Raw genomic sequence first — 20,166 nt, forward strand, 5'->3', positions numbered from 1 at the left:
CCCTGGGGGCTCTGGGCGTCCGTCCGGGATGGTTCAGACGGTCTTGGTCGTCGCCGTGGACGCCTTCAGCAGCCGCAGCTTCGGTGCCGGGCCCGACTGGCCGCCGCGGCGGTGCAGGGAGCGGGCCGCGTAGTCGCCGGCGAACTGGATGAGGGAGATGACGACGGCGAGGATGGCGACGGTGAGCCACATCAGCTCGGTCTCGAAGCGCTGGTAGCCGTAGCGGATGGCGATGTCGCCGAGGCCGCCCGCGCCGACCGTGCCGGCCATGGCGGAGTACCCGATGAGGGCGACGATCGTGGTCGTGGTGCTGGCGATGACGGACGGCAGGGACTCGGGCACGAGCACCTTGCGGACGACGGTCCAGGTGTTGCCGCCCATCGACTGCACGGCCTCCACGAGCCCGCCGTCCACTTCCCGGACAGCCGTCTCGACGAGGCGGGCGAAGAACGGGATGGCCCCGATGGCGAGCGGCACGATGGCGGCCTCGCGGCCGATGGTCGTGCCCGTGATCCAGCGCGTGAAGCTCATCAGCGCGACCATCAGGATGATGAACGGCATCGAGCGGGCGACGTTCACGATCTGCCCGATGACCTTGTTGGCCAGGACGTTCTGGAGCAGGCCGCCCCGGTCGGTGAGGACGAGGAGGATGCCGAGCGGGAGACCGCCGACCACGGCGATGAGGGTGGACCAGCCGACCATGTAGAGGGTGTCCCAACACGCCTGCTCCAGCAGGGGCTGCATCTCGGACCAGGTCACTTGGCACCTTCCTTGAGCAGAACGGGCTCCTGGCCCAGCACGTCGATCTGGAGACCCTGTTCGCGCAGGAAGCCGATCGGCACGACGTTGTCCTCGTAGCGGCCGGGCAGTTCGATGCGCATCCGGCCGATCTGGAGGCCGCCGACGGTGTCGATGGCGGCGCCGAGGATCGATATGTCGATGTTGTAGGTGCGGGAGAGCTGGGAGATGACCGGCTGGGTGGCGGCCTCGCCGTGGAAGGTGACGTCGATGACCGTGCGGTCGTCGCCGGAGGCCTCACCGCCCACCGGGAAGAGCGCGGAGGCCAGTTCGGAGCCGGGTGTGGCGAGCAGTTCGCTGACCGTGCCGGACTCGACGATGCGGCCCTGCTCCATGAGCGCGGCCGAGTCGCAGATCGACTTCACGACGTCCATCTCGTGGGTGATCAGCAGGACGGTCAGGCCCAGCTGCCGGTTCAGGTCGCGCAGCAGCTGGAGGATGGAGCGGGTGGTCTCCGGGTCGAGGGCGCTGGTGGCCTCGTCGGAGAGCAGCACCTTGGGGTCGCCGGCCAGCGCGCGGGCGATGCCGACGCGCTGCTTCTGACCGCCCGAGAGCTGGGCGGGGTAGGCCTTGGCCTTGTCGGCGAGTCCTACGAGGTCGAGCAGTTCGAGCGCCTTGCCCGACCGCTCCTTGCCCGACTTGCCGAGGATCTCCAGCGGAAGCTCGACGTTGTCCTGGACGGTCCGCGAGGACAGCAGGTTGAAGTGCTGGAAGACCATGCCGATACGGCTGCGCGCCTGGCGCAGTTCCCGGCCGGCCCGGGTGCCGCGTCCGGCGAGGGCGGTGAGGTCCTGTCCGGCGACGGTGACCGTCCCGGCCGTGGGGCGCTCCAGCAGGTTGACGCAGCGGATGAGCGAGGACTTGCCGGCGCCGGACTGGCCGATGACGCCGTACACCTCGCCTTCGCGGACGTGCAGATCGACGCCGTCGAGGGCGGTGACCTCTCGGCCGTGTGAGCGGTGAGCCCGGTAAATTTTCGTCAGGCCCGTTGTGGTGATCACTGGGGTTTCCATCACTGTCGAGTACGCGGGCGTGGGTGTGCCCTGGTACGGGAGGGAAGGCATGCGCGGGCAACTCGGTCACGTACGGCATCGGCGTACGGACGTGCCACGGCGGCTCGCTTCGGGGCGCGAGCTCAGGGAGTGGTGCGAAGGCCCTCTAGAAGGCACACATTCGGCACATGTGACACATACAACGAGCACCGGGCGTCATCGTCGCCTCGGTCGCAGGAGTGCGGTAGCTCGTCGTGGTCATGCGATCAGTAAACCAGACCTACGGTCCTTACCAGCCGCCGCTGTCCGCATCCTGGACAGCGGCGGACAGCTCTCAGCGGCGGACGGAGATCTCCACGCCGCCGTCGCTGACCAGTGCGGACAGGGCCGACAGGTCCTTCACCACCAGGTCGGCGTCGAGCTCGTGGGCCTGGTGGGTTGTGGTCAACGCCACGGTGGTCATTCCGGCGGCGCGACCGGCCGCGAGACCGGCGGGGGCGTCCTCGAAGACGACGCAGTGGGCCGGGTCCACGCCGAGTTCGCGGGCGGCGAGGAGGTAGGGCTCGGGGTCGGGCTTGCCGCGGGTGATGTCGTCGGCGGTGACCATCGTCTTGGGGAGGATGCCGACGGCGTCGAGCCGGGCCTCGGCGAGCCGGCGGGTGGCGGAGGTGACGACGGCCCAGCGGTCGGCGGGCAGCGAGTCGAGGAAGTCCTTCGTGCCGGGCAGCACCTGCACACCGTCGTTCGGTACGTCCTCCACCTCCAGCGTCTCGATCCGCGCGAGGGCCTGCGGAACGACGTCGGCGGGCAGCAGCTCGGCGACTATCTCGACCGCCGGACGTCCGTGCAGCTCGACCCGGCCGAACTCCTCCGTGATGCCGTACTCCTCGGCCCACCGCGCCCAGCAGCGGTCCACGGAGGCCAGGGAGGAGACGAGGGTGCCGTCGTTGTCGAAAAGGAGGGCCTGTGCACGGATCTTCATGCCACCGACCCTACGGTGCCGTCCGGGGGCGGCCGCATCAGGCCTTTTGGGCCGTAATAGGCTCGCCGCATGTTTGATGCCCTGACGCTGGTGACCGGTGTCGCCGCGCTGCTGCTCGCCGCGTGGTGCGGCTGGGCGGCCTACCGTGACCAGCCGACGAAGGACTGGCACTTCATCGGGATGGCCGTGGTGACGGTGCTGGCCCTGGTGCAGCTGGTGGTCGGGATCGTGCAGCTGGCGCGGGGCGAGAAGCCGGAGCAGGGCACGACGATCTTCGTGGCGTATCTGCTGGGGTCGTTCGCGTGCATCCCCGCCGCGGGCTTCATGTCGCTGGCCGAGCGCTCCAAGTGGGGTTCGGTGACGGTCGCCGCAGGCGGTGTGGTGCTGGCCGTCCTTGAGGTGCGGCTCTATGACATCTGGGGAGGCTGAGGTGGCCGAGACGCAGGAGAAGCCCACCAGGACGCGGCTGATCAGCGGGCCCGGGATTCTGCTCGTGTGGCTGTACGGCGTGATGGTCGTCGGGGCCGTGTCGCGCTCGGCGTACCAGATCGCGACGGAGTTCGACCGGGCGCCGCTCGCCTATGCGCTGTCGGCGGTGGCGGGGCTCGTGTACGGGTTCATCACGTACACCCTGGTGCGGGGCGGCGAGACGGCCCGCAAGGCGGCGCTGGTGTGCTGCGCCGCCGAGCTCGCGGGCGTTGTGGTCGTCGGCACCTGGACCCTGGTGGAACCCTCGGCGTTCCCCGACGCGACGGTCTGGTCCGACTACGGCATGGGGTATCTGTTCATCCCGGTACTGCTGCCCCTGTCGGCCCTGTACTGGCTCCGCAAGGCGCGAACCGTCAAGCAGTAGCGGCGTACGTCCCCGCCGACTTCTCCAGGACGACCATCTCGACGCCGTCGGCGCCCCTCGACGTGCCGACCGCCTCGTAGCCCACCTTGCGGTAGAGGCGCAGGTTGCCCTCGCTGCGGTGGCCGGTCTGCAGGCGGAACCTCGTGGCGCCGCGCTGCTCGGCCAGGGCCGCTTCCGCCGCGCGCAGCAGCCTGGCGCCGATGCCGTGGCCCTGGAGACGGGGGTGGACGCAGAGCTTGCCGATGGCGGCCGAGCCGTCCTGTGTGACGCTGCCGCGGACGGAGCCGACCACCTCCTCGCCCAGCCGGGCCACGAAGACGCAGTCCGCGGCGACCTCCGCGCGGACCGAGTCCAGGGTTTGGACCAGCGGGTCGATGCGGTAATTGCCGTACAGCGCCGCTTCGCTCTGGAAGCACAGGTACTGAAGCCTGAAGATCTGCTCCGCGTCCTGCTCGGTCGCTGCCGAGATGGTCACGCTCATGCCCATGTGCGCACGCCTCCCGCTCACCTGATCGCCTGTTGTCCCTCACTCCTATCCCCGGCCGCTGCGGGCCGCAACCTCCGGTGCGAGCAAACGACGGAGACATCCCAGGCATCTGGAACGTTCCGGGCCGAGACTGCCCTGTGAGATACCCAACTCCCCCGCGATTTCCCGGTATGTCAGGTCCTCGGGCGACAGGAGAGCCTCCACGAGGCGGGGACAGCGCCCCGGCAGTCGGCGTACCGCGTCACGCAGGGCCCGGCGGCGGGCGGCCGCGAGGGCGAGGTGCTCCGGGTCGTGATGGTCGCCGTCGGCGGCGGGCTCGTTCTCGTACGGCCGTTCCCGGCTCGTCGTACGGCGGCTGCGGCGGGCCTCGGAGCGGACGGCCCGGCGCAGCCAGCCCGGCGGGTCGACGGGCGGGCCGTCCGAGTCGAGGTGCTCCAGGAGGCGCAGCCAGACCGCCTGTTCCAGGTCGCCCGGCTCGGCGCCGGAGGCGGGTGCCTCGGCGGAGGCCTCGGCGATGAGCAGCGGGCGAAGGGTGGAAACCAGGTCGTCCGTCATATGCGGCACGACGCGGCCGCCCGGGCGCGAGGTTGCCAGGGCGGCCGACAGTCACCCCAACCGGGGCGCGGGTCTCAGGTGTTGACGCTCAGCCGTTGACGAAGTCCTCGCGGGCCAGCACGCCCGTGTCCGGGTTGTCGGTGAAGACACCGTCGATGCCGGTCGCGAAGTACGTCCTGTAGGCGCCGAAGACATCCCCGTAGGCGTCCGCGTCGGTGCCCTTGCGGAAGTCCGCGGGGAGGAAGGGGTTCTCGTTGCGCATGGTCCAGGGGTGCAGGATCAGACCGACCTTGTGCGCGTCGCTCACCAGCGTGGTGGGCGTGGTGAGGTTGCCGTTCGCGTCCTTCGGGATGACCAGGTCCAGGGTGGGGCCGATGCCCTGCGCGTAGGAGGCGATCTCCCTGAGGCCGGCCGGCTTGACCAGGTCGGCGACGGTGCGCGGGTCGCCCGTCTCGACGAAGTCCCAGGGGCGGGTCGTCGGACCGGACAGCAGGACCGCCAGCGGGTTGTCCACCAGCTTGTTCAGGCGCTGGATGCTGGTCGGCTCGAAGGACTGGATGATGACGGGCGAGTTCCGCCGGTCCTTGCCGTGCTTGTGCAGCACCTTGGCGACCCGCTCCTCCAGGGCGAGGCCCTGCTTGCGGAAGTAGGTGGGGTGCTTGAGCTCGGGGTAGATCCAGACCTGCTTGCCGCGCTTGCGGGTCTGCTCGTCCTGCCACTTCAGGACCTCTTCGAAGGTGGGGATCTCCCAGCGGCCGTTGTAGAGCGTGTTGTGCGGGCGGTTGGCCGGGATGCGCTCGACGGCGCGCAGGGTCTTCAGCTCGGCGAGCGTGAAGTCCTCGGTGAACCAGCCGGTGGTGGCGACACCGTCGAGGGACTTCGTCTTCTTGCGGTCGGCGAACTCGGGATGGTTCGCGACGTCGGTCGTGCCGCCGATCTCCGGCTCGTGGCGGCAGACGAGGTGACCGTCCTTGGTGGGCACCAGGTCGCCGGCCTCGACGATGTCGGCGCCCATGTCGAGGGCCAGCTGGTAGGAGCCGAAGGTGTGCTCGGGCCGGTAGCCGCTGGCGCCGCGGTGGCCGATGATCGTCGGCCTGGGCAGGCTCCGCACGCCGCCGCCACCGGTCCGGGCCTCGGCCGCCTTCGCCGTGCCGGACAGCCCGAGGACCGCCCCGCTCGCACCGAGCACCGCCGCGCCGAGCAGCATCCGCCGTCCGGTCCCGCCCGTCTGCTCGTTCTCCTGCGTTCCCATGAGCGCCCTCCCTGCCCGTCCGTTCATCAGTGCGGGCCGATCCTAGGTGCGTGTACATGACCGAGGGGAGACCGGCCCCCGAACACGCGGGTGACGCTGGATGTCGTACGGGAATGGAGTGGTGACGGCCCGTCGGATTGGGCCGGGCGGTGCGGGGAACGCGTCCGGTATGCCCCGGAGGCGATGTCCGTCACATTGTGGCCGGCGCGTTACGGGCCGCCAGGGGGACGCCACCGCAGGTAAACCTGCGTCAACAGTGAGTAAGACGTCGGTGAAGTCGGCTCCCCCGATGTGCGGGACCCCCTGGCCCGCGAGTATCGTCCTCACCTGCACAGACTCATACAGTTTCCCTCGCCATCCTCTTGACCCCGGAGGGCCCGTTGTCCCGCTTCGCGCTCATCAAGGCAGTGCTCGGACCGATCATGCGCCTGATGTTCCGCCCACAGGTGGAGGGCGCGGAGCACATCCCGGGCGACGGTCCGGTCATCCTGGCCGGCAACCACCTGACCTTCATCGACTCGATGATCCTGCCGCTGGTCTGCGACCGTCAGGTCTTCTTCATCGGCAAGGACGAGTACGTCACCGGCAAGGGCCTCAAGGGCCGTCTGATGGCCTGGTTCTTCACCGGCGTCGGCATGATCCCGGTCGACCGGGACGGCGGCCGCGGCGGTGTCGCGGCGCTGATGACCGGGCGCCGGATCCTGGAGGAGGGCAAGGTCTTCGGCATCTACCCCGAGGGCACGCGCTCGCCCGACGGACGGCTGTACCGGGGCCGTACCGGCATCGCTCGCCTGACCCTGATGACCGGGGCGCCGGTCGTCCCGTTCGCCATGATCGGCACGGACAAGATCCAGCCGGGCGGGGCGGGCATGCCCCGCCCGCGCAAGGTGACGGTGCGGTTCGGTGAGGCGATGGAGTTCTCCCGGTACGAGGGGATGGACCGGGACCGTTACGTCCTGCGGGCCGTCACCGACTCCGTGATGACCGAGGTCATGCAGCTGTCCGGGCAGGAGTACGTGGACATGTACGCCAGCAAGGCCAAAGAGGCCGCGTAGCTCCGCCGGTCGGGCCGAGGGGTTCTTGGGGCTTCGGGCTGTTTGTCGACTGCCGGTTCGTGGCGGCCGAGCGCGCCCACGCGGCGGAGCCGCAGTTTGATGCAGCCCCGCGCCCCTAGGGTCGGCCGTCCAGCCGTTGGCCGCGGAGGAGGAACCATGCTGCGACCGCCGCAGTGATCAGCACCGCTGCCCCGACCCCCGCCGCGAGCGCCAAGCCGTCCACGAAGGACTGGCGGGCCGCGTCCAACATCGCCTCTGCCGTCTGCGGCGGCAGCCCCGCCGCCGCTTCCACCGCGCCGCCCAGTGACTCGTGTGCCTCCGTCGGCGTGCCCGCCGGGCCGGTGAAGCCCCGGTATACGCCGGTCACGATCGAGCCCAGTACGGCGATTCCCAGGGCCGCGCCCAGTTCGTACGCCGTCTCGGACACCGCGGACGCCGCTCCCGCCTGCTCCTTCGGTACGGAGGAGAGGATCACGTCGGACGTCACCGTGAAGGAGAAGCCCGCGCCGACGCCGACCACCAGCAGGGCGGCGCCGAGGAGCGGATAGCCCGTCGAGCGGTCGATCACCGTGAGCACGGCCAAGGCGACGCCGATCGCCGCGAGACCGCCGGAGACCACGACCCGTACCGAGAAGCGGCGGGCCGCACGGCCGGCGATCAGACCGGCCACGACCGCGCCGATCGCGGCGGGCAGTTCGGCGAGCCCCGCCTCGAACGGGCCCCTGCCCTGCACGAGTTGCAGGAACTGGGAGAGGAAGAACACCAGGCCGGACAGGCCGAGGATGGTCAGCAGATCGGCCAGCACGGCACCGCTGAAGCCACGGCTGCGGAACAGCCGCATGTCCAGCAGCGGGACCGGCAGGGTGAGCTGGCGGCGGACGAAGCCGTACAGCGCGGCGGCGCCCAGCAGGCCCACGGCCACGGTGGTCCGGGTGAAGCCGTGCGAGGCGGCTTCCTTGACGGCGTAGACGATGGCGACCATGCCTACGAGCGACAGCGTGACGCTGATCAGGTCCCACGGTCCGGGACTCGGGTTTCGCGATTCGGGCAGCAGCTTGATGCCGACGAGGACCAGGACCGCCATGACCGGCAGGTTGATCAGGAAGACCGAACCCCACCAGAAGTGTTCGAGCAGAAAACCGCCCGCTATCGGGCCGATGGCCGTACCGGCGGATGCGGTCGCGCCCCAGATGCCGATGGCGAGGCTGCGTTCGCGCGGGTCGTGGAAGAGGTTGCGGATCAGGGCGAGGGTCGCCGGCATCAGGGTCGCGCCCGCGACACCGAGCAGCGCCCGGGCGACGATCAGCATCTCAGGTGTCGTCGCATAGGCGTTGAGGACGGATACCGCGCCGAACGCCGTGGCGCCGACGAGCAGGATCCGCTTGCGGCCGATGCGGTCGCCGAGGCTGCCCATCGTCACGAGCAGGCCGGCGATCACGAAGGAGTAGACGTCGCCTATCCACAGGAGCTGGGTGCCGGAGGGCTTCAGGTCCTCACTGATGTAGGGGGTCGCCAGGCCGAGGACGGTCGCGTCGACGGCCACCAGCAGCACGGCGAGCACGAGGACGGACAGCGCGAGCCAACGGCCGGGGCGCTTGGTCACCGCCTCGGTCGTCGTCGCCGGCTGCAGGGTGCTGGTCATGATTCCTCTCTCTGTCCAGGGGTGTGATGCCGTAGTGCGCCGCCGAGCAGCAGCTCGACGATCATGTGGGTGAAGTCGTTGCGGGCGACCCTGCCCTCGGAGACCGCCCAGGCCCCGGAGGCCAGCAGGCCGTAGAGCGCCTCGGTGAGCCAGGCCGGGGTGAGGTCGATGCGGAACTCGCCGCTCTGCTGGCCGCGCCGGAAGAGGGCCGCGATGCGCTCGTCGATGCGGGCCCAGCCCGCGTTCTGCTCCTCGCCCTCGAACAGCTGGTTCTCGGTGTAGAGGAACGCGAGCAGTCCGGCCGCCGGCTCGATCTCCCGGACCAGCCGGTGCACGGCGTCACGCGCCGCGCCCTCGTCCAGCCGGGCCGTCTCCAGCGCGGCCTCGCACTCCGCGATACCGAGCGACTCCAGCGCCCGCACGAGAGCTTCCCGCCCCGCGAACTGCCGGTGCAGGGTGGCCCGGCTGATCCCGGCCGCCTTGGCGACCTCGTCCATGGTCGCGGTGGACTTACGGGTCAGCAGGGCTGCGGCGGTGCGCAGTACGTGGTCACGATCGACGGCCATGAGACGAGAGTAGCGCACATGAGACAGTGATGTCTCATCATGGGCATGCGTGACTCATCACTGCTGATCAGCGGGGTTCACAGGGGCCGTGTCAGTGCCAGGGCAGCTGTCCGCGCCGCTCCCAGTACGCGCCCGGCTCCTCGACCAGCCCGGCCAGCCGCTCCAACTGCTCCTCGTCGAGGTCCACGACGGCGGCGTGCAGGTTGGACGCGAGCTGTACGGTCGTCGCCGCGCCGGAGAGGACCACACCGGCCCAGGGCTGACGCAGGATCAGCGCGAGGGCGACGGCGTCGCAGCCGAGCTGTGTCTCCTCGGCGACGGCCTTCAGCGCGTCCGGTGCGTAAGGGTCCGCGAGCCGTCCATTGGCCATGCCTTCCTTCACGATCACCGTCAGCCCGGCGTCATGGGCCTCGGCGAGGGCGGGGGCGGCCGAGGTCTCCAGGGCGTTGTAGGTCGACTGGACGGTACGGAAGAGGGGCTCGCCGTCGACGGTCACCGCCAGGGCGGCGCGGATCGCCGCCGCTTGGGCCGGGCCGCTGGTGGAAAAGCCGATGGTCGTGCCCCGAGTGGCGGCTTCCGCGAGCCTGGCGTGGAGTTCCTTGTCGGTGAGGGCGGGGCTGTCCGGGGTCACCGAGTGGATCTGGTAGAGGTCGAGACGGTCACCGAGGAGGGCGTCGGACTCGGCGCGCTGACGCTCGTACGTCGCGAGACTGTGGTCCTTGACCTCGTGTTTCTCGGCGTCGGTGGTCCAGTCGGCGGTGTAGGTGTAGCCCCATTTGCTGCCTACGACGATGTCGTCGAGGTCGGGTCGGGTGTTCAGCCAGTCGGCGAGGAACTCCTCCGAGCGGCCGTAGGAACGGGCCGCGTCGAAGTAGCGGACGCCCTGGGCGTAGGCGGCGTCGAGGAGTTCATGGGTGCGATGGCGCAGAGCGTCGACGGTGCGCTCGGCCGGGAGGTCGGCCTCCCGGCCGAGATTGATGTAGCCCGGGCGGCCGACCGCGGCCAGGCCCAGACCGAGGTGCGCGGTGGGGGTGGTCGCGGTGGCCAGACGGCTGAAGGGCATGGGGCGCTCCCTGCACGATCGACGGAGGGGGATCCGGCACCAATCTACCCAGCCCCGAGCGGTTCAGCCGGAGCCGAGGCAGCGCGGAACGAAGGCCTGGTCGGCCGGTCCGCCGCGCTTGAGGGCGTTGAGCACCCACTGCTCGACCAGCGGCGACTTGGGAGCCTGGTCGTGCTCGGTGAGGTCGAGCGGGCAGCGGTCCTGGAGCAGCACGTTGGTCACACGGGTGGCCGGGCCGTCGAGGAAGGAGCTGGTGTAGGGCAGCACCACCTCGTCGAAGCGCGTGGCGATCGCCGTGTAGTCGGGGCCCACCGGGGCCTCCGGGTCGGCGTTGAGCTTCTGGAGGAAGTCCGAGCCCGCGGTCTGGTCGACGCATGAGGGGCAGACGGTGGCGCCGGCCACGAGGGCGAGCGGGTTGGTGGTGCCGTGGTTGGAGGGCACGATGCCGACGAGGTCGTCGACCTTGGTCGCGCCGCCGAGGAACTTCACGTAGTAGCGGGGCATCATGCCGCCCTGGCTGTGGCCGACGAGGTCGGCCTTCTGGGCGCCGGTCGCGCCGAGCACGGCGTTCACGAAGTCGCGCAGCTCGGCCGCCGAGTCCGCGATCGGCGCGGTCTCCAGACCGCCGTACTCGAAGGAGAAGACGCAGTAGCCGGCGTCCGCGAGCGCGGGCGACAGGGTCAGCCAGTTCTCGAACGAGGTCTTGAAGGTGCCGTTCACGAGGACCACGGGCTGCGGGTGGGCGGAGTCCGGCTTGCAGGACCAGTTGTTGGCGCCGGGCGGCGGGGTGTCGGCCGCGTCGGCGGCCGGGGCCGCCAGACCGAAGGCGCACAGCGCGGCGACGGCGGCGGTGGCGAGGAGGCGGGCGGCTCGTCTTGTACGTCTTGCGTGCATGACGTCCCTTTCATGCTCGGCAGTGATCGACGGCTGTTCGACATTGCCGAACGGCAAGCGGAATGCTTACCTCCGAGTAGGCGTAAGTCAAGGTTTCGGTCAGTGGCTGAATATCTCGGGGCCTCTCCGGACCCCTCCGAACCTCTCCGGCGACCAGCCGCACCCGGACAGCACGAAGGGCCCGGACGCGACGTCCGGGCCCTTCGGTCGACCGTGAATGCGCTAGACCTGCTTGGCGGTGGCCCACGCATGCTGCGCCGCCACGTCCGCCTTGACCTCGGCCAGTTGGACCGCGACCGCGCTCGGCGCCGTGCCGCCCCGGCCGTTGCGGGAGGCCAGGGCGCCCGGGACGTTGAGGACCGTCCGCACCTCCGGCGTCAGATGGGCGGAGATCTTGGCGAACTGTTCGTCCGTCAGGCCGTCCAGTTCCTTGCCCTCCGCCTCGGCGACCTTGACGCACTCGCCGGCGACCTCGTGGGCGACGCGGAAGGGGACGCCCTGCTTGACCAGCCACTCGGCGATGTCGGTGGCGAGGGAGAAGCCGGCCGGGGCCAGTTCCTCCATGCGCTCGCGGTTGACGGTGAGGGTCGCCATCATGCCGGTGAAGGCGGGGAGCAGGACCTCCAGCTGGTCGCAGGAGTCGAAGACGGGCTCCTTGTCCTCCTGGAGGTCGCGGTTGTAGGCCAGCGGGAGGGCCTTGAGCGTGGCCATGAGGCCCGTCAGGTTGCCGATCAGACGGCCGGACTTGCCCCGCGCGAGCTCCGCGATGTCCGGGTTCTTCTTCTGCGGCATGATCGACGAGCCGGTGGAGAACGCGTCGTGCAGGGTCACGAAGGAGAACTCCTTCGTGTTCCAGATGATGATCTCCTCGGCGATCCGGGAGAGGTTCACGCCGATCATCGCGGTGATGAAGGCGAACTCGGCGACGAAGTCACGGGACGCCGTGCCGTCGATCGAGTTGGCGGCCGACCCGTGCTCGAAGCCGAGGTCCTTCGCCACCGCCTCCGGGTCCAGGCCGAGGGAGGAGCCCGCCAGGGCCCCGGAGCCGTACGGCGACACGGCCGTCCGCTCGTCCCACTGGCGCAGCCGCTCGGCGTCCCGGGACAGGGACTGCACGTGGGCCAGGACGTGGTGGGCGAAGAGCACCGGCTGGGCGTGCTGGAGGTGGGTGCGGCCGGGCATCGCCACGTCCGGGTGGGCCTCGGCGAGGCCGACCAGCGCGTCCTGGAGGTCGGCGATCAGGCCGCCGATGATGCGGGCGTGGTCCCGCAGGTACATCCGGAAGAGGGTCGCGACCTGGTCGTTCCGGGAGCGGCCCGCGCGCAGCTTGCCGCCCAGGTCGGGACCCAGGCGCTCCAGGAGACCGCGCTCCAGGGCGGTATGCACGTCCTCGTCGGCGACGGTGCCCACGAAGGAGCCGTCGGCGACATCAGCTTCGAGCCGGTCGAGCCCGGCGATCATGCGCTGAAGCTCGTCCTCGGTGAGCAGGCCCGCCTTGTGCAGCACGCGCGCGTGGGCACGCGAACCGGCGATGTCGTACGGCGCCAGCCGCCAGTCGAAGTGGACGGACGCGGACAGCTTGGCCAGGGCCTCGGCGGGACCGTCGGCGAAACGGCCGCCCCAGAGCCGTACGTCACCGCTGTTGCTGCTCACTTGCTGCGCTCCTCGGGAGGGTCTGCGTGTGTGGCACCGCCTCCCCGTGGCGTGAACGGGGAGGCGGTCGTCAGGGTAGTGCGACTCGCCACACATTGACCTGCATGATTATGCAGAGCCTTGCATGATTCGTCAATTGGAGCGGATTTCGAGCTGCCCTTGAACGCGGGAAACCGCTTTCCCGTATCTCTCGCCGAACGCAGGCGCCGCGTTCACAACCGACGACACTCCCGAACCCGAGTGAGGCATCCGCATGTCCAGGGCTCTTCCGAAGTACAACAAGCGTCGCGTCGCCTTCATCGGCGGCGCCGCCGCGGTGGCGCTGTCCGGCACGGTGATCGCCGGTTTCGCCCTGGCCGGGGAGACGTCCCGGAGCAGCGGCACGAACGTCCGGACACTGGCCGGACCCGGCACCGTCTCCTGCCCGGACGTGAAGTCGAAGCTCCCGGCGGTCCCCGCGACCGCGAAGGCCGAGGTCGACCGCAATCTGGCACTGCTCAACACCCAGATCCAGGAGGCCAACAAGCGGCTGGTCGACACCGTGGGCCAGGGCGGTCCCAACTTCGCCCAGAACGCGATCGTCGGCCCCCTGAAGGACAAGCGGGTCGCGACCATCAACCGCATCGCGACGGCCATCGGCCGCACGGCCGCCAGACCGCAGGGCCTGGACGCGCTGGCGCCGTGCACCCTCAACGCGAACGGGAACGCGGGCGCCGCGACCCCGAACGCGACGCCGCCCCAGCAGGGCGGCGGCAACACGGGGAACCCCGGAAACGCAGGGAACACCGGGAATGCCGGCAACGCCGGGAATGCGGGCAACGCCGCCGGCTCCATCTCCTGCCCGGACGTGAAGTCGAAGCTCCCGGCGGTCCCCGCGACCGCGAAGGCCGAGGTCGACCGCAACCTCGCGCTGCTCAACACCCAGATCCAGGAGGCGAACACCCGGCTCGCCAACTCGGTCGGCCAGGGCGGTCCCAACTTCGTGCAGAACGCCATCCTCGGCCCGCTGAAGGACAAGCGGGTGTCGACGATCGACCGCATCGCCATCTCCATCGGCCGCACCGCGGCCAAGCCGCAGGGGCTGAACTCGCTGGCCGCCTGCACGCTCAACAAGTGAGGTGACAGGCAGCCATGGCCGCCCCGTTGGCACGCCGACCGGGGCGGCCGTGGTGGCTGCAAGCGGACCTGGCAATTCCTTAGACAGGCGAACGATCCACCTACATACTCGGTGGACGTGGGAAAGACTTACGAACGCATAGACGGCAGGCTCCGCACGTTCATCGAGGAGCAACCCCTCTTCTTCACCGCGACCGCTCCCCTGTCCGCCGAAGGGACGGTCAACCTCTCCCCCAAGGGTCTCAGGGGCTCCTTCGCGATCCTCGACGAACTCACCCTGGCCTACCTCGACTTCGCGGGCTCCAACGCCGAGACCGTCGCGCATCTGCGGGAGAACGGCCGGATCACCCTGATGTGGTGCGCCTTCCAGGGACCGCCCAACATCGTCCGCGTCCACGGCCGCGGTGAGGCCGTCTTCCGCGACGACCCACGGTTCAAGGAGCTGCTCGGCCACTTCCCCGACATCGACCCCTCCCTGCACGGCCTGCGCGCGATCATCGTGGTGCGGGCCGAGGTCATCCGGGACTCCTGCGGCTACGCGGTCCCCCTGATGACGTACGAGGAGGACCGCGATCTGCACGGCAAGCGGTTCGCGCGTGAGGACGACGACTCGCTGAGCGCGTACTTCGCCAAGAAGGAGCACATCGCGACCAGCCTGGATGGCCTACCCGGGCTGCCGTTGCCACTGCCTCCGTCTAGCGTCTGAGCCATGCGCCCCGGTGTCGTCGCCCTAGCGTCCGCGTCCCTCCTCGTGCTCGCCGTCGCGCCCGGCGGCGGGCCCTCGCAGCCGCTGCCCGCGCGCATGGCCGACACCGGGGGCGGCACCCAGCTGATCACCGCCGTGGCCCCCGGGACGGGCTCGACTTCGGGGACGGTCACCTGGTGGGACCGGGTGGACGGGCGGTGGGTCAGGGCCGGTTCGGCCACTGCCCGCTTCGGGGCGAAGGGGCTCGTCGAGGGCGGCAGGCGCAAGCAGGGCACGAACACGACGCCGACGGGGCTGTACGGGCTGCCGTACGCCTTCGGTATCAAGGCGGCGCCGCGCGGGACGGCGTACAAGTACCGCCGCGTCCACAAGGACTCCTGGTGGTGCCAGGACAACGACTCCCGGGCGTACAACCGCTGGACCGAGCCCCTGGCCCGCGACTGCCGAGCCGCCGAGTCCGAGCACCTCGTCTCGTACGGGGCGCTGTACGCGCACGCGCTCGTCATCGGGTTCAACTACGACCGTCCGGTGAAGGAGCGCGGGGCCGGGATCTTCCTCCATGTGAAGGGGCGCGGGGCGACGGCCGGTTGTGTGTCGGTGTCGGCGGACGCGATGAAGCGGATCCTCAGGTGGGCCGATCCGCGGCGGCGGCCGCACATGGCGATCGGGACGGCGAACGGACCGACGGCCGTCACCCGATACTGAAGGGCCATCAGTCCACCTTCGTCGAAGAGAAGGAGAAGCGACCGATCATGTCGACTTCCCCTGCGGCCCCTGCCCCCTCCTGGACCGTCGGCGAGGTCACCGTCCACCGCGTCGACGAGGTCGTCCTGCCGCCCGCGACCGGACCCTGGCTGCTGCCCGACGCCACTCCCGAGGTGGTGGCCGGCCAGGACTGGCTGCGGCCCCACTTCGCCGACCAGAAGAACATCCTGCGCCTCGACAGCCACAGCTTCGCGTTCGTCGTGGACGGGCAGCGTGTGCTCGTCGACACCGGCATCGGCAACGGCAAGGAGCGCGCCAACCCGGCCTGGCACGACCTGCGGACCGACTTCCTGGAGCGCCTGACCGCCGGCGGATTCCCCCCGGACTCCGTCGACCTGGTCGTCCTCACTCACCTGCACGCCGACCACGTCGGCTGGAACACCCGGGACGTCAACGGCGAGTGGGCTCCCGCCTTCCCCGGCGCCCGCTACCTCACCTCCCGCACCGAGCGGGAGTTCTGGGCCACGTACGACATGGACGAGGCGCGCGCGCAGATGTTCCGCGACTCCGTGATCCCGGTCGAGCAGGCCGGTCTGCTGGACCTCGTCGACGTCCCGGCCAAGGGCGTGGACATCGCCCCGGGCCTGCGTCTCGCGCCCACGCCCGGCCACACTCCCGGTCACGTCGCCGTCGAGCTGACCAGCGGGGGTGAGACGGCGCTGATCACCGGCGACTGCATCCACCATCCGATCCAGCTCGCCCATCCCGCCATCGGCGCCTGCGTCGACATCGACCCTCGGCAGTCCGAGGCCACGCGCCGCGAACTGCTCGGCTCTCTGGCCGGCACGGACACCCTCGTCCTGGGCACGCACTTCGCACCGCCCACCGGCGGCCGTGTGATCACACAGGGGGACGCCTACCGGCTGCTGCCCGTTCCCGCAGCCTGACGGACCGTCCGTCCCCACGTGGTGTGCGGCCGGCGCGGCTCCCCGCACTCAACCGGTATCCCTCCTGAAGCCCAGGGAGCACGAGGCGCCAGATGTGCCACCGCTTCTGGGCGAGCACACTCGGCGAGCGCCACTGAACGCACGGACCTCCCCGCACGTATCTCTGGGCCAAGGGACCACGTCAATCACGCACTCCCCTTGCTCCCGTCCCCGGAGGAACCGTGACCACCACGCTCGCGGGCGGCCGTGCCGCCCGACGCCAGACGATGCGCCGCATCCGACCGCGCCGCTCCCCGGCCGTCCCGCTGGTGATCGCCCTATGGGCGGGCGCGGCCGCGGTGCTGTGGCTCTGGTGGGACAACACGCCGTCCCTCGCGGACAACACCGCGAAGATCCTCGCGGCGGGCCGGATCACCGGACTGCTCGCCGGCTATCTGATGGCGCTCGTCGTGCTGCAGATGGCGCGGGTGCCCGCACTGGAACGGCGGGTGGGTTCGGACCGGGTCGCGCGCTGGCACGCGATGAGCGGCCGGTACACGGTCTGCCTGGTCATCGCGCATGTCTTCCTCACCATGTGGGCGTACGCGCTCCAGGCCGGCAAGACACTCGGCGACGTCGTCCAGCAGACGATCGACTCGGTCAACACCCTGCCGGACATGGGCAAGGCGGCGATCGGCACCGGTCTGCTGTTCTTCATCGCGCTCATCTCGATCGGGGGCATCCGCCGCCGCATCCCGTACGACACCTGGTACCACGTCCATCTGCTGACGTACGCGTCCGTGTTCCTGACGTTCTGGCACCAGATCACCACCGGCAACGAGTTCGCCGTCGAGCCCACCGCGAAGACCTTCTGGTACGGGCTGTACGGCGTGGTCACCGCCCTGGTGCTCTGGTACCGGGTCATCACCCCGATCCGCCTGAACCTGAGGCACCGGATGTACGTCGAGGCGGTCATCGAGGAGACGCCCGGCATCGTCTCGGTGCTGATCGGCGGGCGCAAGCTGCACCGCATGGGCGCCGAGGCCGGGCACTTCTTCCGCTGGCGGTTCAAGGCGCCGGGCATGCGGTTCAGCTCCCACCCGTACTCGCTGTCGGCGGCGCCCCGCCCCGACATGCTGCGGATCACGGTCAAGGCGATCGGCGACCACACGTCCCGGCTGCGCGACCTGAGGCCCGGCACCAAGGTGTGGGCCGAGGGGCCGTACGGCGCCATGACCGCCCAGCGCCGCAGCCGGGGCAAGGTGCTGCTGGTGGCGGGCGGTGTCGGGATCACGCCGATGCGGGCGCTCTTCGAGACGCTGCCCGGCGCGGCCGGTGACATCACCCTGCTCTACCGGGCCAACAGCACCCAGGATCTGGCGCTGTGGGACGAGCTCGCGGCCATCGCCGACGAGCGCGGCGCCCGGCTGATGTACGCGGTCAACAGCCCGGACGGCGAGCGGCCCGACATCTCGGCGGAGCGGTTGCAGCAGAAGCTGCCGGACATCGACAAGCACGACGTCTTCATGTGCGGGCCGCCCGGCTTCGCGCAGGGCGTGTACGAAGCACTGCGCGGCGCGGGGGTGCCCGCCCGCCGCATCCATCACGAGTCGTTCGAGATGTGAGCGACGGGACTTCAAGACTTCAGGAGCTGTAGAAGCCATGAGGAAGAGTCACCCCATCCGGCGCGTCGTGCTGGCCGGCGCCGCCACGGTCTCCGGGATCGTGCTGCTGCTGTCGCTGAAACCCGCGACGGACCCGGCGTCCGCACAGGCGGTCGGCGGCGGGGCACCGCCCGCGGCGGCCTCGCCCCAGGGCGGCGCCCAGGCGGCCGGGTCCGGCACGGTCACCGGTGACGCGGCGCAGACCCAGTACGGGGCCGTGCAGGTGCGGCTGACCGTCAGCAACGGCAAGATCACCCAGGCGGAGGCCGTGCAGGCTCCCAAGGGCGGCCGCAGCGACCAGATCACCGCGAACGCCGTGCCCAAGCTCAACCAGTCGGTGGTCGCCGCGCAGAGCGCCGCCATCGACGCGGTGTCCGGGGCGACGTACACGAGCAAGGGCTACAAGGAGTCCCTCCAGTCGGCCATCGACAAGGCCAAGGCGAGCGCGGGCTCGTCGCAGGGGTCGGGATCGCAGGGATCCGGTTCGCAGGGGTCGGGCCAGGGTTCGGGCGCCGCTCAGGCCCGTACCGTCACCGGCAGCGTCGCCCGGACCCAGTACGGGCCGGTCCAGGTCCGGATCACGGTCGCCGGCGGAAAGATCACCAAGGCCGAGGCGGTCCAGGCGCCCAGCGGCGGCCAGAGCACCAACATCACCGGCAACGCCGTACCGAAACTCAACCAGGCGGCCGTGGCGGCCGGCAGCGCCGACATCGACGCGGTCTCCGGGGCCACGTACACCAGCGCCGGCTACAAGGAATCCCTGCAGTCCGCCGTGGACCAGGCCGGTGGCTGACACGGTGGCGGAACCTACACAAGCTCCCGCCGCGGTACGTCATGCGGAGGAGGTCATGGGGACGGTCTTCTCCTTCGACGTCCGCGGCGGGGACCCCAGTGCCGTGCAGTCGGCACTGGAAGCGGCGGTCGCCGGCCTGCACCGGGTCGACGAGGTGTTCAGCACCTACCGCGACGACAGCCAGGTCTCCCGGCTGGCACGTGGTGACCTGACCGTCGACGAGTGCGACCCGGAGGTCGCCGAGGTCCTCGGCCTGGCCGCCGAGGCGGAACGGCTCAGCGACGGCTGGTTCAGCACGACGTACGAGGGGAGCCTCGACCCGACCGGCATCGTCAAGGGCTGGTCGGTGGAGCGCGCGGCCCGCGGCCTGGCGGACGTCCCCGGCGTGGCCGGCGTGAGCGTGAACGGCGGCGGCGACGTCCAGCTCCTGGGCGTACCCGGCCCTCAACGCCCCTGGCGGGTGGGAGTCTCCGACCCCCTGCGCCCGGGCGGCCTCGCGGCGGTCATCTCAGCAGCCGGCCTCACCGAACTGGCGGTGGCCACCTCCGGCACGGCAGAACGCGGCGCCCACATCGTCGACCCCGGCACGGGCCACTCCGCGGTGACGGACCTGGTGGCGGTGACGGTGGTCGCCCCCCATCTGACCTGGGCGGACTGCTGGGCGACGGCGGCTTTCGCGATGGGCTCGCGTCAGGGTCTGCGCTGGCTGGAGTCCTTGCCGGACGTGGAGGCCCTGCTGATCACGGCGGGCGACGAGGTGAGATGCACAGGCGGCCTCGCATCTCGACTGGGGTGACTTGGCCCACTCAGGGGCGCGGGGCTGCATCGATATGCGGCTCCGCCGCGTGGGCGCGACCAGCCACAACGAACCCGCGGCCGGCACACGACAGTCACCACCCCACTCAGTGGCCGTTCTGGGCCAACCTCAACAAATGCTCGGCCAGAGCCTGCCCACCCGTGGGGTTCCGGCTGATCAACATCAGCGTGTCATCCCCGGCGATGGTCCCCAGGATGTCGTGCAGTTCGGCCTGATCAATGGCCGAGGCCAGGAACTGCGCAGCTCCTGGAGGGGTACGCAGGACCACGAGATTCGCCGAAGCCTCCGCGGAGATGAGCAGCTCCTGCGACAACCGCCGCATCCGCTCCTCCTTCGCCGACTCCCCCAGCGGCGCCCGCGGCGTACGAAACCCGCCCTCACTCGGCACCGCGTAGATCAGGTCGCCGTCGTTGTTACGGATCTTCACCGCGTTCAGCTCGTCCAGATCCCGGGAGAGCGTCGCCTGAGTGACGCTCAGCCCGTCGTCCGCGAGCAGCTTCGCCAACTGGCTCTGCGACCGCACCGGCTGCCGGTTGAGAATGTCCACGATCCGGCGGTGGCGTGCGGTCCGGGTCTGCGGCACATGAGGCCCGGCAGCCCCGTTCACGTCGTTCTGCCCGTGGTCCTGCGCCTGACTCATCGTCGTC

Annotated in this window: 22 protein-coding genes; 10 read left to right on the forward strand and 12 right to left on the reverse strand. The window is 70.4% G+C overall.

The features are described 5' to 3' along the window. Positions 1–33 precede the first annotated feature (33 nt). The 3 genes from POF73_RS12335 to POF73_RS12345 all read right to left on the reverse strand — a co-directional run bounded on the left by POF73_RS12335 (position 34) and on the right by POF73_RS12345 (position 2,772). Entirely contained in the window at positions 34–759 is a 726-nt protein-coding gene (locus POF73_RS12335) for a methionine ABC transporter permease (protein ID WP_272114694.1), read from the reverse strand. Then, a complete protein-coding gene (locus POF73_RS12340; RefSeq protein WP_272114695.1) occupies positions 756–1,799 on the reverse strand; it encodes a methionine ABC transporter ATP-binding protein in 1,044 nt (347 codons plus the stop codon). Before POF73_RS12340 ends, POF73_RS12335 begins: the two co-directional genes overlap by 4 nt. A 325-nt stretch (positions 1,800–2,124) precedes the next feature. Next, positions 2,125–2,772: an HAD family hydrolase gene (locus tag POF73_RS12345; RefSeq protein ID WP_272114696.1), complete on the reverse strand. Its 648-nt coding sequence runs from the start codon at positions 2,770–2,772 to the stop codon at positions 2,125–2,127. 69 nt (positions 2,773–2,841) lie between these two features. Between POF73_RS12345 and POF73_RS12350 the strand changes: the two genes are divergently transcribed. Then, positions 2,842–3,201 carry a hypothetical protein gene (locus POF73_RS12350; protein WP_272114697.1) on the forward strand — a complete coding sequence of 120 codons (360 nt, stop codon included), beginning with the start codon at positions 2,842–2,844 and terminating at the stop codon, positions 3,199–3,201. A 1-nt stretch (position 3,202) separates the two neighbouring features. Then, positions 3,203–3,625 (forward strand): hypothetical protein, encoded by a 423-nt coding sequence (locus POF73_RS12355; RefSeq protein WP_272114698.1) that lies wholly within the window; start codon positions 3,203–3,205, stop codon positions 3,623–3,625. Here the strand turns inward: POF73_RS12355 and POF73_RS12360 are convergent. From POF73_RS12360 to POF73_RS12370, 3 genes are all read right to left on the reverse strand, one after another. After that, positions 3,615–4,112, reverse strand: coding sequence for a GNAT family N-acetyltransferase (locus POF73_RS12360; RefSeq protein WP_272114699.1), 498 nt, complete (start codon positions 4,110–4,112; stop codon positions 3,615–3,617). The genes POF73_RS12355 and POF73_RS12360 overlap by 11 nt on opposite strands. 45 nt (positions 4,113–4,157) lie before the next feature. Continuing rightward, positions 4,158–4,667, reverse strand: coding sequence for an RNA polymerase sigma factor (locus POF73_RS12365; RefSeq protein WP_272114700.1), 510 nt, complete (start codon positions 4,665–4,667; stop codon positions 4,158–4,160). Positions 4,668–4,755: 88 nt separating this feature from the next. Then, positions 4,756–5,919 (reverse strand): glycerophosphodiester phosphodiesterase, encoded by a 1,164-nt coding sequence (locus POF73_RS12370; RefSeq protein ID WP_272114701.1) that lies wholly within the window; start codon positions 5,917–5,919, stop codon positions 4,756–4,758. A 380-nt stretch (positions 5,920–6,299) separates the two neighbouring features. On the opposite strand from POF73_RS12370, the gene POF73_RS12375 reads away from it, so the two are divergent. After that, entirely contained in the window at positions 6,300–6,974 is a 675-nt protein-coding gene (locus tag POF73_RS12375; RefSeq protein ID WP_334313595.1) for a lysophospholipid acyltransferase family protein, read from the forward strand. 115 nt (positions 6,975–7,089) lie between these two features. Here the strand turns inward: POF73_RS12375 and POF73_RS12380 are convergent, their stop codons facing one another. The 5 genes from POF73_RS12380 to argH form a co-directional block, all read right to left on the reverse strand. Continuing rightward, on the reverse strand, positions 7,090–8,616 hold the full coding sequence (locus POF73_RS12380; RefSeq protein WP_272114704.1) for an MFS transporter: 1,527 nt from the start codon (positions 8,614–8,616) through the stop codon (positions 7,090–7,092). Further along, complete coding sequence (locus POF73_RS12385; RefSeq protein WP_272114705.1) at positions 8,613–9,182, reverse strand: TetR/AcrR family transcriptional regulator; 570 nt, start codon at positions 9,180–9,182, stop codon at positions 8,613–8,615. The genes POF73_RS12380 and POF73_RS12385 overlap by 4 nt, the downstream gene beginning before the upstream one ends. 91 nt (positions 9,183–9,273) lie before the next feature. Next, a complete protein-coding gene (locus POF73_RS12390; RefSeq protein WP_272114706.1) occupies positions 9,274–10,245 on the reverse strand; it encodes an aldo/keto reductase in 972 nt (323 codons plus the stop codon). A gap of 63 nt (positions 10,246–10,308) precedes the next feature. Beyond that, a complete protein-coding gene (locus tag POF73_RS12395; protein WP_272114707.1) occupies positions 10,309–11,139 on the reverse strand; it encodes an alpha/beta fold hydrolase in 831 nt (276 codons plus the stop codon). Positions 11,140–11,361: 222 nt separating this feature from the next. Further along, positions 11,362–12,792 carry an argininosuccinate lyase gene (gene argH / locus POF73_RS12400; RefSeq protein WP_272114708.1) on the reverse strand — a complete coding sequence of 477 codons (1,431 nt, stop codon included), beginning with the start codon at positions 12,790–12,792 and terminating at the stop codon, positions 11,362–11,364. A gap of 253 nt (positions 12,793–13,045) precedes the next feature. On the opposite strand from argH, the gene POF73_RS12405 reads away from it, so the two are divergent. The 7 genes from POF73_RS12405 to POF73_RS12435 all read left to right on the forward strand — a co-directional run bounded on the left by POF73_RS12405 (position 13,046) and on the right by POF73_RS12435 (position 19,498). Beyond that, on the forward strand, positions 13,046–13,909 hold the full coding sequence (locus POF73_RS12405; RefSeq protein ID WP_272114709.1) for a hypothetical protein: 864 nt from the start codon (positions 13,046–13,048) through the stop codon (positions 13,907–13,909). Between the two features lie 117 nt (positions 13,910–14,026). Beyond that, the gene (locus POF73_RS12410; protein WP_272114710.1) at positions 14,027–14,614 is read left to right on the forward strand and encodes a pyridoxamine 5'-phosphate oxidase family protein; all 588 of its coding nucleotides are present in this window, start codon (positions 14,027–14,029) and stop codon (positions 14,612–14,614) included. Positions 14,615–14,617: 3 nt separating this feature from the next. Beyond that, complete coding sequence (locus tag POF73_RS12415; protein ID WP_272114711.1) at positions 14,618–15,319, forward strand: L,D-transpeptidase family protein; 702 nt, start codon at positions 14,618–14,620, stop codon at positions 15,317–15,319. Positions 15,320–15,366: 47 nt separating this feature from the next. After that, complete coding sequence (locus POF73_RS12420) at positions 15,367–16,266, forward strand: MBL fold metallo-hydrolase (RefSeq protein WP_272114712.1); 900 nt, start codon at positions 15,367–15,369, stop codon at positions 16,264–16,266. Between the two features lie 221 nt (positions 16,267–16,487). Then, positions 16,488–17,870 carry a ferredoxin reductase family protein gene (locus tag POF73_RS12425; protein WP_272114713.1) on the forward strand — a complete coding sequence of 461 codons (1,383 nt, stop codon included), beginning with the start codon at positions 16,488–16,490 and terminating at the stop codon, positions 17,868–17,870. Between the two features lie 37 nt (positions 17,871–17,907). Continuing rightward, positions 17,908–18,702, forward strand: a complete 795-nt coding sequence (locus tag POF73_RS12430; protein WP_272114714.1) for an FMN-binding protein — start codon at positions 17,908–17,910, stop codon at positions 18,700–18,702. 55 nt (positions 18,703–18,757) lie between these two features. Next, entirely contained in the window at positions 18,758–19,498 is a 741-nt protein-coding gene (locus POF73_RS12435) for an FAD:protein FMN transferase (RefSeq protein WP_272114715.1), read from the forward strand. 106 nt (positions 19,499–19,604) lie between these two features. Here the strand turns inward: POF73_RS12435 and POF73_RS12440 are convergent, their stop codons facing one another. Further along, entirely contained in the window at positions 19,605–20,159 is a 555-nt protein-coding gene (locus POF73_RS12440; protein WP_272114716.1) for an arginine repressor, read from the reverse strand. Positions 20,160–20,166 lie beyond the last annotated feature (7 nt).

Origin of the sequence: Streptomyces sp. HD (genome assembly GCF_028369295.1) — a bacterium.
GTDB lineage: Bacteria > Actinomycetota > Actinomycetes > Streptomycetales > Streptomycetaceae > Streptomyces.